Annotated in this window: 18 protein-coding genes; 4 read left to right on the forward strand and 14 right to left on the reverse strand. The window is 40.7% G+C overall.

Annotation, left to right across the window (positions count from 1 at the left end; genetic code table 11):
• The 14 genes from JWG41_RS05295 to JWG41_RS05360 all read right to left on the reverse strand — a co-directional run.
• Nucleotides 1-1,229: CHASE2 domain-containing protein (locus JWG41_RS05295; protein ID WP_205268901.1), on the reverse strand; the 1,229-nt coding region annotated here is incomplete at its 3' end.
• 90 nt (nucleotides 1,230-1,319) lie between these two features.
• Nucleotides 1,320-2,120 carry a tryptophan synthase subunit alpha gene (trpA, locus tag JWG41_RS05300; RefSeq protein ID WP_205268902.1) on the reverse strand — a complete coding sequence of 267 codons (801 nt, stop codon included), beginning with the start codon at nucleotides 2,118-2,120 and terminating at the stop codon, nucleotides 1,320-1,322.
• Entirely contained in the window at nucleotides 2,117-3,307 is a 1,191-nt protein-coding gene (gene trpB, locus JWG41_RS05305) for a tryptophan synthase subunit beta (protein WP_205268903.1), read from the reverse strand. Before trpB ends, trpA begins: the two co-directional genes overlap by 4 nt.
• A 194-nt stretch (nucleotides 3,308-3,501) precedes the next feature.
• The gene (locus JWG41_RS05310; protein ID WP_205268904.1) at nucleotides 3,502-5,262 is read right to left on the reverse strand and encodes a proline--tRNA ligase; all 1,761 of its coding nucleotides are present in this window, start codon (nucleotides 5,260-5,262) and stop codon (nucleotides 3,502-3,504) included.
• A gap of 43 nt (nucleotides 5,263-5,305) precedes the next feature.
• Entirely contained in the window at nucleotides 5,306-7,012 is a 1,707-nt protein-coding gene (locus tag JWG41_RS05315) for a site-2 protease family protein (protein ID WP_205268905.1), read from the reverse strand.
• Complete coding sequence (dxr, locus tag JWG41_RS05320; RefSeq protein ID WP_205268906.1) at nucleotides 7,009-8,169, reverse strand: 1-deoxy-D-xylulose-5-phosphate reductoisomerase; 1,161 nt, start codon at nucleotides 8,167-8,169, stop codon at nucleotides 7,009-7,011. Before dxr ends, JWG41_RS05315 begins: the two co-directional genes overlap by 4 nt.
• A 30-nt stretch (nucleotides 8,170-8,199) precedes the next feature.
• Complete coding sequence (locus JWG41_RS05325) at nucleotides 8,200-9,111, reverse strand: phosphatidate cytidylyltransferase (RefSeq protein ID WP_205268907.1); 912 nt, start codon at nucleotides 9,109-9,111, stop codon at nucleotides 8,200-8,202.
• Nucleotides 9,108-9,782 (reverse strand): isoprenyl transferase, encoded by a 675-nt coding sequence (locus JWG41_RS05330; protein WP_408611738.1) that lies wholly within the window; start codon nucleotides 9,780-9,782, stop codon nucleotides 9,108-9,110. Before JWG41_RS05330 ends, JWG41_RS05325 begins: the two co-directional genes overlap by 4 nt.
• Nucleotides 9,783-9,827: 45 nt before the next feature.
• Nucleotides 9,828-10,379, reverse strand: a complete 552-nt coding sequence (gene frr / locus JWG41_RS05335; protein WP_205268909.1) for a ribosome recycling factor — start codon at nucleotides 10,377-10,379, stop codon at nucleotides 9,828-9,830.
• Nucleotides 10,369-11,115 (reverse strand): UMP kinase, encoded by a 747-nt coding sequence (pyrH, locus tag JWG41_RS05340; RefSeq protein WP_004786252.1) that lies wholly within the window; start codon nucleotides 11,113-11,115, stop codon nucleotides 10,369-10,371. Before pyrH ends, frr begins: the two co-directional genes overlap by 11 nt.
• Entirely contained in the window at nucleotides 11,105-11,701 is a 597-nt protein-coding gene (gene tsf, locus JWG41_RS05345) for a translation elongation factor Ts (protein ID WP_205268910.1), read from the reverse strand. Before tsf ends, pyrH begins: the two co-directional genes overlap by 11 nt.
• Nucleotides 11,701-12,633: a 30S ribosomal protein S2 gene (gene rpsB, locus JWG41_RS05350; protein WP_205268911.1), complete on the reverse strand. Its 933-nt coding sequence runs from the start codon at nucleotides 12,631-12,633 to the stop codon at nucleotides 11,701-11,703. The genes tsf and rpsB overlap by 1 nt, the downstream gene beginning before the upstream one ends.
• Before the next feature lie 2 nt (nucleotides 12,634-12,635).
• Nucleotides 12,636-12,869, reverse strand: coding sequence for a hypothetical protein (locus JWG41_RS05355; RefSeq protein WP_015679594.1), 234 nt, complete (start codon nucleotides 12,867-12,869; stop codon nucleotides 12,636-12,638).
• 179 nt (nucleotides 12,870-13,048) lie between these two features.
• The gene (locus JWG41_RS05360) at nucleotides 13,049-13,267 is read right to left on the reverse strand and encodes a hypothetical protein (RefSeq protein WP_205268912.1); all 219 of its coding nucleotides are present in this window, start codon (nucleotides 13,265-13,267) and stop codon (nucleotides 13,049-13,051) included.
• A 158-nt stretch (nucleotides 13,268-13,425) separates the two neighbouring features.
• On the opposite strand from JWG41_RS05360, the gene JWG41_RS05365 reads away from it, so the two are divergent.
• From JWG41_RS05365 to JWG41_RS05375, 4 genes are read left to right on the forward strand one after another with little or no spacing between them, the layout of a single operon-like run.
• Nucleotides 13,426-13,767 carry a hypothetical protein gene (locus tag JWG41_RS05365; protein ID WP_205268913.1) on the forward strand — a complete coding sequence of 114 codons (342 nt, stop codon included), beginning with the start codon at nucleotides 13,426-13,428 and terminating at the stop codon, nucleotides 13,765-13,767.
• Nucleotides 13,749-14,219: a hypothetical protein gene (locus tag JWG41_RS20895; protein ID WP_232373724.1), complete on the forward strand. Its 471-nt coding sequence runs from the start codon at nucleotides 13,749-13,751 to the stop codon at nucleotides 14,217-14,219. The genes JWG41_RS05365 and JWG41_RS20895 overlap by 19 nt, the downstream gene beginning before the upstream one ends.
• A complete protein-coding gene (locus JWG41_RS20900; RefSeq protein WP_232373726.1) occupies nucleotides 14,188-14,823 on the forward strand; it encodes a hypothetical protein in 636 nt (211 codons plus the stop codon). Before JWG41_RS20895 ends, JWG41_RS20900 begins: the two co-directional genes overlap by 32 nt.
• Nucleotides 14,820-15,548, forward strand: a complete 729-nt coding sequence (locus JWG41_RS05375) for a class I SAM-dependent methyltransferase (RefSeq protein ID WP_205268914.1) — start codon at nucleotides 14,820-14,822, stop codon at nucleotides 15,546-15,548. Before JWG41_RS20900 ends, JWG41_RS05375 begins: the two co-directional genes overlap by 4 nt.
• The last annotated feature ends 198 nt before the right edge of the window (nucleotides 15,549-15,746 follow it).

The following is a 15,746-nucleotide window of genomic DNA, read 5'->3' on the forward strand; positions in this document are numbered from 1 at the left end:
TTATTACTGATTTGGTTGGCTTCGAGTAACTCAGCATCCCAATCATTTGTAACTTCAAAAATTTCGTTTTGTTTGAAAGAGTATCTTCCGCCCACGAAGTTGATTTCCATTTGTCCTTCCCAATCAATAGGAATGACAACTTCTCTCTTTTCGTTTGGAACTTGCATCACATCTCTTTCTTCAAACTTACGTTCTTTGATGTTGAACTCACGAATGATTTTTTTAGGGATACGGGACAACTTAATGTAATGTCCCATATTGACTTCCACATCTCTTTGCACATCAATACCGTAGTATTTACAAACAATGAGTAAGTCGATGGATGGGAAATATTCTGTTTCTCTGTCTCTGCCTGAGTTATACACCTTTACCACGAGTGGCATTTTACGATTCAAACCAGATTCATCTTTTTTTACGTTCGCAAAACCGAGACCAGCTGACAATTCAGCAATAGGTTCAATCGGTGGCTGAGGGAACTTCACCCAAGAAATTCCTGCATCGTTTTCATCGATTACTTTTTTGAGTTGGAATTTTCGAAGGATATCAATTCGTTTTTCTAAATTGAGAACCGCTTCTTTCGATTCCGCACTAACTTCCATTGGAAAGTCGAAGAGGACATTCCGGTTCTTTTGAAGAGCTGTTGCCATCTCTTCTGTTTGACCGGGTTTGTAATCTACGAAGAAAATATCGAACATCAGAATGTTATTTGATTCTTTGAAAGTTTCAATGATGTCGGCGTAATAACTCCAAGGCAAAGGCCAAGTTCCTTGCAGTTTTTCTAGAGATTCCGTTGTGATACCAATGATGTTGATATCCTTACGAGCCTTAGCGGGAGGTTGGAACTGGATGTATTCAATACGACCTGTGTCCCCTTCACTTTCTGTTTTGGTGTTGGATCCACGTAAAAACTGGAACCGAGTGGAAACGGAATTTTCTTCCAAATCCTTGAGTGGTTGGAAGGTATTGACCATCGCATACATAAAAATGGCGATCACATAAGACAACCAAATGGCACCTGACTTCTGTTTGTCTTTGGAAACCTTAGAAATGGTTTTATAAACAAAGTAAGAGGAAACAAGAAGGGCAAGCAAACCTCCGATAAGGAAGGAAAATTCGTATTCCCAGCCTGTCATAATGACAGAAATGATTACACCGAGTGTTCCTAGGGTGGCAACGGTAACACTGAGATAGTCCAAAATCGAAAGCGATTTTGATTCTTTGTCGGACATAGAGCCTCTTTATTCGTTTGGGAATTTCCGACCATTTTCCCGGATTTTTTAAAGAGACTCAAATGTTTTTGGTAGATAAGGGAAAAAAATTTAGGAAATTGATGCCCTGATCTTAGAAATGTAATCCGCCAATGCAGAAACGACCTTAGAACGATCTGTCCCGTTTTCTTCAATGATCCTTTGGATGGCAGAACCAATGATAATCCCGTCTGAATACTGTGAAATTTGGTTGGCTTGGTCTGGGGTGGAGATTCCAAACCCAGCACAAATCGGTAATTGGATGGTATCCTTCAAAAACCGAATCCTTTCCTGCAAATCCACCGAGAACTCACGTCTTTCCCCCGTAACACCAAAAGAAGTTACATAGTAGATGAAACCTGAGGATGTTTTGGCAAGTGCCTGGATTCTCTTTTTTTCTGAGGCCGGAGTGATCAAATGGATTCGATCCATATCGCGAGCTTTCAGTTCCCGAAACAGGTTCTCACTTTCCTCGGTATCAAATGGCAAATCAGGAATCACAAGTCCAACGATCCCTGACTCTTTGGCACGCTCTAAAAACTTCGTAATCCCACAATGGTAAATCGGATTGAAGTAAGTAAGATAGACAAGAGGGGTTTCTGGTTTGTGATCATGAATGGCCTTTGTGACACGAAAGAGCTCATCAAAGGAAAACGCATTTTTTAAGGAACGAGCTGCGGCCCTTTGGATGACCGGACCATCGGCCGCGGGATCGGAAAAAGGAATTCCCAACTCCAAAATATCAGCTCCATTATCTAAAATAGTTTTTCCAAATTCGATAGAGTCATTATAGTTTGGATCACCTAAGGTAAAATAAGGAATAAAAGCGGACTTAAATTTTCCGCTTTCGAATAGTGATTTTATTTTACTCATTTACTTCTTTCACCTAACAATCGTAAAACTTCCGTTACGTCCTTATCACCCCGACCGGAAAGACAAATGATGATATCCTTTTTCTTCCCGAGATCCTTTGCTACATCTCGAGCGACATGAAAGGCATGAGCCGTTTCCAATGCAGGGATGATTCCTTCCACACGAGTGACTTCCAAAAAGCAATCTAATGCTTGTTCGTCTGTCACCATACGATAATCCACTCTTCCTGACTGAGAAAGGAAAGCATGTTCTGGTCCCACTCCCGGATAATCAAGTCCCGCAGAAACAGAATGCGCTGGCACAATTTGACCAAAATCATCTTGGATGATTAAGGTTTTTGTACCATGTAAAAATCCTGTTTTTCCATAGGTTAAGGTAGCGGAGTGTTCTCCTGGTTTTGGACCAAGACCACCAGCTTCGGCTCCGTAGATGGCAACTTGTTTGTCCTTAAGGAAAGCATGAAACATTCCAATGGCATTGGATCCTCCACCCACACAGGCAACAATCGCAGTCGGAAGTTTTTTATTTTCCTTTTTGAATTGTGACTTTGCTTCCGTTCCAATGACTGCTTGTAAATCACGAACGATGGTAGGGAATGGGTGAGGGCCAATTGCCGAACCAACAATGTAATGAGTTGTTGAAACATTGAGGGCCCAGTCGCGCATGGCTTCACTGGTTGCTTCTTTGAGAGTGGCTTCGCCTGCTGTCACAGGAAGAATTTTAGCACCTAACATCTCAATTTTTTTGGCATTGAGGTTTTGTCTTTGTACATCCACTGCGCCCATATAGACAACAGTCTCCATTCCAAACATAGCACCCACAGTTGCCGTCGCAAGGCCATGTTGGCCTGCACCAGTTTCCGCAATGATTCTTTTTTTTCCCATGAAACGAGCGATGAGCGCCTGTCCGATAGCATTATTAATTTTATGAGCACCAGTATGATTTAGATCTTCGCGTTTGAGCCAAACACGAGCACCTCCCCAATGTTTGGTGAGACGTTCGGCATAGGTCAGCGGACTAGGTCTTCCGACATAGTTCCGTAAATAGTATTCGAGTTCTTTTTTGAACTTCTTACTTTTCTTTAACTTTTGATAGGTGGATTCAAGCTCTTCTAATGCTTCCGTTAAAATCTCAGGAGAGTAACGGCCGCCGAATTCACCAAAATATCCAGGTAGGTTTTTGCCCATATATCCCAAAATACGGGAATGGGGGAATATGAAAACTGCTTCTTGGTGGGGGGGTGGGGGTTTTTAGGTATAGATCCCCGCCCTGATTGAACTGGGTGGGGTTAACCACCCGCCACCCAATGGCTTCCTTCTATCACAAAGCCCGAATTTTCTCCATCCCTTCTCTAAATTCTAAAGAAATAATCCGGGGAAGTTCATGTTCCCACTTGCTCCACTGCTTTTATGAGGGACTCACGAAGGCTTTGGATTTGTTTTTGGAGTTTACCCACCAAATCTTCATTGGTTGTAAAAGGAACCGTTTCTTCTACCATCGATTTGCGATCGAGAATCGTAATCTCACCCTTCTCCAAAAATCCTTTTCCTAAAGTGAGACGAATCGGAAAACCAATGAGTTCAGAATCTTTGAACTTAAAACCAGGCCCAAGGTCACGATCATCCCAAAGGACTTCGATCCCCGCTGCCACTAAAGCTTGGTAAATAGAATCAATTTTAGCGATGTCTTCTGGATTTTTTGCAATACTCACCAAACAGACAGTAAATGGAGCAATAGAGACTGGCCAATAAATTCCTTTGTCGTCGTTACACTGTTCAATGACAGTGGCCATACAACGGTTCACACCAATCCCATAACAACCCATAGTTGTTGTTGTGGCTTTACCCTTATCATTCAGAACAGTAATATCAAAGGCTTTGGAATACTTTTGGCCTAACTTAAAGATATGACCTACTTCGATTCCTTTTTCAGCAGTAAGACCGGTTCCGCAGTTCGGACAAGGATCCCCCACCTTCGCTTGCGAAACGTCAATTTTAGTGATTTCTTCTTCTTTAAAAAATTTGGATATTTGGATTCCAGATGTATGGTGATCGACTTCGTTAGCTCCAGAAATATAAGCAAAGTTCCCATCGATTAGAGTATCAATGATCACCTTCAGTTGTTCCGATTTCGGAAAACCAGGGCCAATAAATCCAGGAACTAAACCAAGAGTTTCCATCTCTTTGGGACCCATTGGTCTTAGTTCGTTACAACCCAAATGATTCTTTAGTTTGTTTTCATTGAGTTCCCGGTCCCCTTCTAAAAAGACAAGGACATAGGTTCCGTCTGCCCATAAAGCCACAGCCTTCAGCAAATTTTCATCCTTTGTTTTTAAAAACTCAGCCACTTCCGTGATGGTTTTTTTCGAAGGAGTGTGGAGCTTCTCCGAACCAGCAAACGGTTGTTTATTGGTCTCGGGATTTTGGATCACTGGAGTTTTTTCAATATTTCCGGAATACTGGCAGGATGGACAAATCGTGAGTGTCTCTTCTCCAATCGGAGATACGACCATAAATTCTTCTGATGCTGATCCACCCATATTCCCGGAGTCCGCTTGCACAGGGATTGTGGCGAGTCCCATCCCAGCAAATATCCTTCGATAGGTTTTACGCATCGTTTGGTAAGTTTTGTCCAAAGACTCATCATCCAAATGAAAGGAATAAGCATCCTTCATTGTAAATTCACGAGAGCGAATCACACCAAAACGAGGACGGATTTCATCTCGAAACTTTGTATGGATTTGATAGACATTGATCGGAAGGTCTTTATAAGAACGAACCATGGGTTTGACAAGGACACAGAAAGATTCTTCATGAGTGGGGCCAAGGCAACTTTCGTTGTCATGACGGTCCTTCAAACGAAACATCTCTTTACCCATTTTATCCCAACGACCCGACTCTTTCCAAATTTCACTGGGTGTCAAAATCGGAAGTTGGAATTCTAAAGCACCGGCCCGATCCATTTCCGAACGAACAATCCCTTCAATTTTTTTTAAGATACGAAGCCCTAAAGGCAAATAGGAATAAAGACCTGCCGCAGATTTTCGAACAAGACCTGCTCTCATCATCAGTTTATGCGATGCTACCACAGCATCTTGCGGATCTTCTTTTGCGGTAGGAATTAAATAGGAACTAGCTTTCATCGATATTTCTCTTAAATTTATAGATCAATTGTAAAAACAAAAATTAAAAAATACGCATCACATCATTAAAGGAAACATAAAGACCAAGTCCAATGAGAAAGAAAAATCCCAATCGGAAGATGGCTTCAATGGCCTTTCTTGGAAGTGGTCTTCCTGTTATGGCTTCATAGGCATAAAGTACAATGTGTCCGCCGTCAGCCATTGGAATCGGTAATAGATTCATTACCATAAGGGCAAGGGAAATTTTAGCAACAAAGTCTAGGTAGGTCACCCAACCATATTCCAAACTAATCCCTGCAATTTGTACAATCCCAATCGGGCCAGAAAGGTTTTCTTTGGGAGACAATAATCCAGAAAACAACATCCCAATCCCTTTTAAGGTAGTGGATACGTTTTCATAGACTTTGTTTGAAGCCCCAACAAACGAAGAATATACTGTAGATTCTTTTTGTAATTTTTCTGCTTCAAACTTCATCGAAGCACGAAATCCGAGTAAACCGATCGGCTTCAAATTGACATCTGCGGAATACTTCATGTTTCCAATCCAGATATCCTTTCTTCCGGAATTACTTTTCAGATATTCTGAAAGAGAGTCCGCCTTTTCAAAGTTTTTGTCTTGGATTTTGATATTAGAAAGTCGATTTTCAATTTCTGCATCGTAACTATCCAATCGGAAATAAGAAATTCCTAATTCGGCAAACTTTGGATGTCTAATATCCCAAAATTCAAATACATTAGCACCTAATACAGGAATTTGGATGGTCACAGTCTCTGTGGCCCAAGGTGTGAGGAGTGGGTAGGTTTTTCTTTCTACAACCACCGGAATTGTTTTTCCCTGGTGTTTTCCAAGCTCCGTTTGCAATTCAGGAACAGTATGAACATCCACACCTGCCACTTGCAAAATCATATCCCCATCTTTCAGATAGGATAGAGCTCGCCTACGTAAGGATTTTTCTCTTTCCGCTATCTCTCTTTGTTTTAAGAGTTCTTCTGGAATTTCATCTTTTCGTTCTTCAATTTTTTCTTGGAAGTAAACCGAGGACTTATCATCACGATCGAGTAAGTTCGCTACAAAATGGCCGATTTGTTCCCCGTATGTGAAAGTAGCGACTACTCGTCTTTCGCCATAAGGCATCACTCCAATCGTGGGATGACCTCCTGCTGAATACAAATTAGGTACAATCTGCACGGAAGTGATCTTTTCATCTCTCTTATAGGAGACGTCCACGGGATCCCCCGAAGTCAAACTCACATTAGTAAAAATATCTTCAAAACTTTCTGTTTTTTTACCATTGATGGAAACAATTTGGTCACCCGTACGAAGACCCGCAGTATAAGCCGGACTTGATACTTTACTAGCATCTTCAATAAAGATTCGGTTCGACGATGGGCTATCACCCGATAACTCCAAAATAAATAACAAAACAAAACCGAGTACTAAATTGGCGAAAGGGCCACCAAGAACGGGAATCATACGACGAAGTGGTGGTGTGGAAAGTAGATCTCCCTGTTTTGGTTTTTTGTTTTTACTATAGTCATCTCCGCGAAAGAGAACATATCCCCCAATGGGGATGGCAGTGATTTGGTAAATGGTTTTTCCAATTCTCTTTTTCCAAATCCCCTTTCCATAACCTAACGAAAAAATCCGAGCTTCCACTCCGACCAATTTTCCACACAAGAGGTGCCCCAATTCATGGATAAAAATAGAAACCGCTAACATGAATACGGCGCCGAGTATCATTACTATCATATAGTCACTCCCCCTTTCACAAATTCTTTTTGAATATAATGACGTGATTCCCTATCTTTTTCTAAATACCCTTCCAAATCATCAGGAAAGGAATTGGAAATCTTGTTTAACGCAGACTCGATTAACTTGGGAATGGCGGTAAAAGAAATTCTTTCTTCTAAAAACAATGCCACTGCTTCTTCATTAGCTGCATTGAATATAGAAGGAGCGGCACCGCCCGCCCTTCCCGCTTGGTAAGCGAGAGTAAGACCGGGATATCGACCTAGATCTGGTGGGAAAAACTCCAATGTTTTCCAAGTGGAAGGTTTTCTTTCGATGAGCATTTCCGGCGTTGGTGTCGGATAAAATAAAGAATGAGCAATGGGATAAACCATATCGGGATGGCTTGTGTATTGCAAGCAAGCCCCGTCCCTAGTTTCGATGATTCCGTGAGTTAAAGATTGCGGATGAATCACCACTTCAATTTCATCATAAGAAAATCCAAATAAAAAGTGAGCTTCAATCACTTCCAGACCCTTATTGATCAGGCCTGCTGAATCTACAGTGATTTTTGGACCCATGGACCAAGTAGGATGGTTTAATGCCTGTTTTACGGACACATGTTCCAATTCTTCGATCGGGAGAGTGCGAAAACTTCCCCCCGAAGCCGTGAGGGTGATGGCACGAATATTGGATCTTTTTTCCCTTTCAATCAATTGGAAGAGTGCATTGTGTTCGGAATCGACAGGAACCATTAATGTATTGTGTTTTGCCACCAAACGGTTGATCAGTGGTCCAAAGGTCACCAGCGTTTCTTTATTGGCAATGGCGATTTTTTTCCCAGCTTCAATGGCCGCAATCGTAGGTTTTACACCGCGGGCACCCACAACTGCTGTAACAACAACATCCACGGAATTGAGTCTTACTAAATCAGAAAGAGAATCTTCGCCATAGAGAATGGTTGTGGATTTGTATTTGGATCCCAACTTTCCCTCTAATTTAGAATCGGTGATCGAAACTACTTCCGGGGAAAATTCTTCAATCAGTGATTTGGCAAGCTCCAGGTTCGCATGGACCGAAAAACTACGTAAAGAAAAGGAATCTCTAAATTGGCGTAAAACCTTTACTGTGGAAGAACCAACAGAACCAGAAATTCCTAATACGGAGACTCCAACCATGTAACTGTTAGACCGTTCTCAGGATGAGAATCAGACCGAGTATCCGAGGATTCCCTTAAAGAGAAAGTAATAGTAAATTACAGGGACGGTAAAAAGGAGTGCATCCGCTAAATCGAGAACTCCACCGTGACCGGGAATCAGACTTCCGGAATCCTTGATTTTGGCATCGCGTTTCATCGCTGACTCGGCCAAATCTCCCATCACAGAAATGACGGAAACCACAAAGGCAACAAGGATCGATTCGAGAATTCCCACTGGTAATTTTACACCACTGAAATGTTCCCAAGTGACATTCAGAATTTGTACACCCAGAACTGCCGTGATATTTCCCGTCACATACCCTTCCCAAGTTTTTTTAGGAGAGATCTTGAGTCCGGCAGGATGTTTTCCAAACCAACGCCCACCAAAATAAGCACCGGCATCACTCATAAAAGTAATCACAGATACTAAAAAGATATAATAAGCACCAAAAGGAAATGCGAGAAGGAGTAAAAAATGTCCGATTGGAATCGCTAAGTAAACCGGTCCAAGGATGGTCGCACTCGCCGAAAACAAAGCGCCGTCTAACGGGCGTCTTAGAATTTGCAAAATCCAAACGGTAATGGAAAGAGCGAAGAGTAAAAAAGGAATGGGATGGAACCCTTCTCTGAGAATTTTAGACAACTCCAAAACAAAAGCCGGAGGAGTGACTTCAAACTGCATTCCTAAAAATTGGATGTAGTATACAGTAAAAATTAAAAGCGAAAAGAAAAGTCCAGTTCCAAAGAAAGGTTTGGAATCTTCCCTTTTACAAAATGCATAGAGTTCTTTTAAACCCAAGTAGATGGTCACACAACCGAAGGCATAGAACTCCAAATAGTACCAAGAACTATGGAAGATCATAAACACATATACGAATGTTAATACGATTGCAGATAGGATACGGAGTGTTGTCTCACTCATAACAAACCACCAAATTTACGTTTTCGGGAATCAAAAAAAAGAAGGGCTTCCTCCAAAGAGGTTCTTCCAAAGTCCGGCCAAAGTGTATTTGTAAAATACATTTCAGCATACGCACTCTGCCATAAAAGGAAATTGGAAATCCTTTGTTCTCCCGCAGTTCTGATCAATAAATCTACGGGTGGTAAAGGAGATGTATACAAATATTTTTCAAATTCTTTGGGGCTTATGGGTTTGTCCAAGGTTTCTTTTTTGGACTTCCGCACTGCCATAATCCGAGAAAAGTTACTCAAAATCTCTTCGTGCCCACCATAGTTCAGACAAAAATTGGCAGTGAGTTTTTTGTTCTTCTTTGTGACCGCCATAGCATGGTCAATTTTACTTAAAACAGTTTTAGAAAGTTTATTTCTCGCACCACTGTGATGGATACGAATCCCTTTCTCATGAATTGAGTCGAGTCTAGTTTCAATAAATTCAACTAACAAACCGAAGATGGCTTGGATTTCTGTGATGGGGCGTTTCCAGTTTTCTGTAGAGAAAGCATATAGAGAGATGTTGGGGATTTTATATTCCAAAGCCACATCCAAAAGGCGATCGATTGCGTTCGCCCCTTCTCTATGGCCTTCGGTTCTTTTTTTCCCCTGGCTTTCGGCCCACCTTCCATTTCCGTCCATAATGACAGCAATGTGCGCGGGGATGGTATTAAACTTCATAGGAAATTAAAGAGTAGTGATCTCTTTTTCTTTTTCCTTTTCCAATTCTCCCAATTTGGCAATATAAGAATCTGTAATTTTTTGAATCTTATCTTGGTGGCCTTTTGCTTCATCTTGGGACATTTCTGCCTGGTGTTTTTTTAACTCATCGTTGGCATCACGGCGGATGTTACGAATTGCTACTTTTTTTTCTTCGCCTTTTTGTTTCACAACTTTCGCGAGTTCTTTTCGTCTTTCCCCTGTTAGCTCAGGGATATTGATACGAATGCTAGAACCATCATTATTGGGAGTAAGGCCAAGACTTGCTGCAAAAATTGCTTTTTCAATGTCTTTCAACATTCCTTTTTCAAAAGGAGTGATGAGAATCACACGAGGTTCCGGGCAAGCAATTTTACCAAGTTGGTTCAAGGGAGTGAGTGTTCCATAATAGTCCACTCTTACATCTTCTACCATCATAGGATTTGCTTTCCCCGTACGGATCGTACCGAAGTCTTTTTTCAAAGCATCAACAGTTTTGTCCATTTTGGACTGCATGGATTTTATAATTTCATCTACCATCTAGAATCACTTCCTCTGAATTGGAGATTAACGTACCGATAGGTTCCCCATCGATCAGTTTCCTTAAATTTCCCGCCTTAAAGATATCAAAAACAATTATGGGCATATTATTGTCCATACAGAGACTTAAAGCAGTAGAATCCATCACCTTTAACCGGTGTTTAATGGACTCCATAAAAGAAACCTCTAAGTAACGTTTTGCACTTGGATCTTTTTTTGGATCCGCAGTGTACACACCGTCCACTTTTGTGGCTTTGAGGATGACTTCACATCCTACTTCCACAGCACGAAGCGAGGCAGTTGTATCCGTTGTAAAATATGGATTCCCTGTCCCACCAGCAAATATGATAACACGATTTTTTTCTAAATGACGAACCGCACGTCTACGGATATAAGGTTCTGCAACAGATTTCATTTCGATGGCCGAAAGAACTCGGGTAAACATCCCTTGTTTTTCACATGCATCTTGTAAGGCGAGACCATTCATAATGGTGCCAAGCATTCCCATGTAATCTGCTGTCGCTCGGTCCATTCCGGACTTGGCTAAAGTTTCGCCACGGATCATATTTCCACCACCAACAACTACGGCAACTTCGAGACCTAAGTCATGAACTTCCTTAATTTGACCGGCAAGTGAAAATGTTTTATTGGTATCAATACCAAGTTCACCCTCACCGGCAAGAGCCTCGCCGGAGAGTTTGATTAAAATTCTTTTGAAACGCGGACTAGTTCCCACCTACTTGGAACCTCGAGAACCTACCAACAGTAATGTTCTCTCCAAATTTCGCAATGGCTTCTTGAAGAAGGTCATTGATGGTTTTGGAGTTGTCACGAATCGATTTTTGGTGGATGAGACAAATCTCTTCAAAGTATTTTTTCATTTTACCAGGAAGGATCTTTTCGATTTGTTCTGGTTTTTTCCCTTCTTGTTCAAGAAGAGTTTTTTGAACACTCATCTCACTGTCAATTTCTGACTTAGGAATGGATTCTTCACTTACATAAAGTGGGTTCATCGCAGTGATTTGAAGAGCAATTTCTTTTCCAAGAGCTTCAAACGCTTCGTTGTTAGCAACGAAGTCAGTTTCACAGTTAAGTTCAACAAGAACTCCTGTTTTTCCAGTTCCGTGGATGTAAGCGATGACTTTACCTTCACCAGTCTCACGACCAGCGCGTTTCGCCGCTTTTGCCAAACCTTTCTCTCTCAAATAAGTGACTGATTTATCAATGTCGCCACCGTTTTCTTCGAGGGCTTTTTTGCAATCCATCATCCCCGCGCCTGTACGTTCGCGGAGATCTTTAATTTGTTCGGAGCTAACTGCCATTACTCTTTCACCTCTGTAGTCGGTTTTACTTCTTCTGCCGTTGCTGCCGGAGCATCTGTTGTTGGTGTCGCTGCCGCAGCTTCAGCCGCTTTTTTTGCCGCTTCTGGATCTAAAGGAATATCTTTTGCAACTGGAGGAAGTTCATCGTCCATAATGAATTTTCCGGACTCATCATACTCACCTTGGTATTCAAGAGCAAGTTGTTCTGCGTCCATATCTTCAGCAAAATTAGTTTGAATGACTTCTCCACCAGTTCCTTCGAGTACAGCATTTGCCATAGTATCAAGGAATAGAGAAATCGCACGAATCGCATCATCGTTACCTGGAATTGGGTAATCGATTGGTTCTGGATCACAGTTAGTATCAATCACTGCGAACACTTTCAAACCAAGTTTTTTTGCTTCACTGACTGCAATTTCTTCTTTTTTAGGATCGATCACAAAAAGAATTTCTGGAACAACAGCCATATCTTTAATCCCACCAAGTGTTTGGCGGAGTTTTTCTAACTCACGCTTGAGAGATAGTGCTTCTTTTTTAGTTCTAGCTTCTTGTTCGAAAGAGTTGTTCTCTTCCATTTGCTCGAGTCTTTTCAAACGAGCAATTGACTTCTTCACTGTATTCCAGTTAGTAAGTAGACCACCTAACCAACGGTTAGATACATAGTACATACTGCACGCTTGTGCTGCTCTTTCAATCGCGCCACGAGCTTGTTTTTTAGTTCCTACAAAAAGAACTTTCTTACCTTGACCGGTAAGTTTTTTCAAAGCATCGTAAGCTTCTTTAGTTTTTTGAACTGTTTTTTGAAGGTCAATGATGTGGATTCCGTTACGAGCCGTATAAACGTACGGGCTCATTTTTGGATTCCAACGACGTGTTTGGTGACCGAAATGTACGCCTGCTTCTAGCAGACTTTTCATGGAAATTACTGACATAGTTACCCCTTTTTTAGTGCGAGATATCCAGACGCTACAAGACCAACGATACTTGCAGGGGTTAGCTGGAACTCGACTTTAATTATGTAAAGCTCGAGAGATACTGGTGATTCGAACAAATACCGAGAGAGATAAGTTGTGCCAAGAAGTCGGTCAAGGACCACTCCCGCCACAGCTCCCGCCATCAGTCCCAAAAAAAGCACCAAAAGTAGGTTCCCGATTTGGGTTTTGTTCATCCAAAAGCACCTTTGTCAAGCTTCCCTGTCAGAATTTGGAATTTGGGCAGATTGTCAAGGGGAAAGGAATCTTAAGGTTCCAAAAAGACCTGTTTGGTTCCCCGTTCGCTAAAAATCCAATACAAGTCCCCAAAGGAATCCAAAAAACCGAATGTTCTTTGCTTGGGCGCCTCCGATCCCTAGGTTTTCCCGAGTCCGACCTGCAAGGACCGGGCTCCTTCGGGGTCCGCATTCGCTCCCGTCTGCCAAAAGGCAGACCAAGCCCTCCAGATCCCTGGCGCGGAAATCATACTCACAAGGCTTAGTAAGGAGGAGCCTTCTTCACAATCTCCAACACCATCATCCTCATAGTGCAGATCCCATTTTAAAACCACATTATAAAATAAGGAAAAATTCATTTTGCCACCCCCTTACACCAACCTCTTGTTAAGCGCTATAACATTACAATAATACCAAAAATAATAAATTTAAAAAGGTAAAGGCATCCGTTCGATAATCTATAAAATACTAAAAGAAGGTTGATTCATAATCCCTACTCATTTACAGTCGGAACCAAATGAAGAGGATCACCACCTTATTTCTGTTTATTTTTCAAAGTTGTATCATTGGCTCCAGTTTCCATGGATTTGGAAATACGGATTCCGCAAGGAACCGCGACCGAGTCCACTTTAACGAAAAAACAAACAATTTTGAAACCATACCGAATTTTCGCGGGAACATCATCAAACTGGGTGATGTTGTGATCGATGAATCGGAAAACATAGATTCAAATAAAAAGAAAAAACGAATCTGCGAAAGAAACGAAACGGAATTAATCAAAAAAATAGATTTTTTAGACGAAAGAACAATCGTCTCTATTTACGAAACTTCGAGTTATTTATGTATCGAATATTACTAGTTTCCCTTTTTGGTATTTTCTTTTGTTGTCTTGGCCGCCAAACCTTCCAACAGGTGGAAATTCCAAAGAATGAATACCAAACCACAAAACGCCTCCCCTTCCTTGCTAACATTTGCGACAGAAAGGCAATTTTTTCCAATGGCTTACTAGAAACATACATTCTTATACGTATTTGGGAGAACGGGGAGTTTCGAATCGCATTCTTAAATAACGAACCTTTTGATCTCATTGAAGATTTGCGGATTTACCAATCGCATGATTATACCTGGTATTTATCTTTTATTCCTTTATTTTCTGGTTATCATTGCGACCAATACCACCTAACTGGTTATCTACTCTATTTAGACCCAAACTCAAAAGAAAAATTAAATATCAAATGCAAACGACAGGGAAAAAACTACTGGGCCAGATCTTCCCATCATGGCATTTCGAGAATACAGTTTAATCGATGAGAAAATTCTATCCCAAAAAATTCAAGAATTAAGAGAAAAAAAAGAGCTAGATTATAACCAAACAAAGAATCCTTTTTATAAACCAAAAATATGGGATTCTAAAACAAAATCCGAACTTCTGCATTTAGACAATGACAAGCTAATCGATTATTGTTTGGAGTTTCCTTTCGAATGTGCGAATGATCCCAATTACCTTTCTGAAATTCGATTGCGATCGACTCTGGATCAAAAACAAAACCCAAATACTTTTTTGCAATCCTTACAATTCAAAATCCAAATGACAACAAACCAAAGTTATTTTGGATGTTATTGCCGCAAGGAACCGGATTTAAGCATCTATGCTACCTGTCCCATCGATTTGTATGGTCTGGACAATGTTTGCAAATCCAAATACGATTGTTTAAAAAAATCGAACGAATTAGAAACAACAAATGGGTTAGAAAAAAAACAATGTCTCAGCAAATTCAAAGAAGATCTTTCCATTCTAATGAAAACAAAAGAAGCAAAAGACAAAATCCATCAAGGCAAAGACAACTTTGAGAGAATGATTTTTTATACAAAAAAACTATGGGCCTTAGAAGTTTTAAAGGAATCAAAGTTATGAATACAAAAGACCACTATTCAAACCATCTGGGAAATTTCTATTCCTGGATGCTTGGAGATTGGAAAACCAAACAAACCGAATTTTTTGAATTTCTCAAATCAAAATCACTCGGTGCTCAGGGGAAGGAAGTGGCCATTGATTTGGGTGCAGGGAATGGAATCCAATCGCTTGCCTTATCAAAACTAGGTTATGAAGTGATCTCCATTGATTTTAACAAACAACTGTTATCTGAATTAAAAGAAAACGCAAAAACCTTAAGCCATCCGATAGAAATTATAGAAGATGATATTCTTTCTGTGGCTAAGTTCCAACATAAGGGACCCACACTCCTCCTCTGCATGGGAGATACAATCACCCACCTCTCTTCTAAAGAAGAAATCAAAGAGTTTTTAAAATCTTGTTATGAATGCTTAAATCCAAATGGAAAATTACTTTTATCCTTTAGAGATTATTCGCAAAACCTGGAAGGTGATTCAAGGTTTATCCCCGTGATGTCGGATGATACTAAAATTCATACTTGTATATTAGAATATGAGGAAAATCGGATTCGAGTCACAGACCAACTCTATACAAAAAAGAACAATTTATGGGAAATGTCGATTAGTTCTTATTTCAAAGTGCGGCTCCAAAAAGAAGAATGCCTCCATTATTTGGAAGGATTAGGATTTCAGATCGAGTGGACAGAGATCTTCCAAAGAATGATTACCATACTTGCTAAAAAATAAATCCCAGGCACCAAACATCGAATTGGTTTTATCGCTGGCTTTGCGAAAACAAGAAACAGTATGTATGAATTGTACGTTTTTTATACAAGAACCTGAGCCGTATAGTAGGATAGGGAAAGCAAAAAGAGACCCGCTTTCAAAAATTAGGACTTATCCCATATCTTTTCAGGATCTAAGATTTCTCTTTAGAAAAGAATC

Source organism: Leptospira chreensis (genome assembly GCF_016919165.1).
Taxonomy (GTDB): Bacteria; Spirochaetota; Leptospiria; order Leptospirales; family Leptospiraceae; genus Leptospira_A; species Leptospira_A chreensis.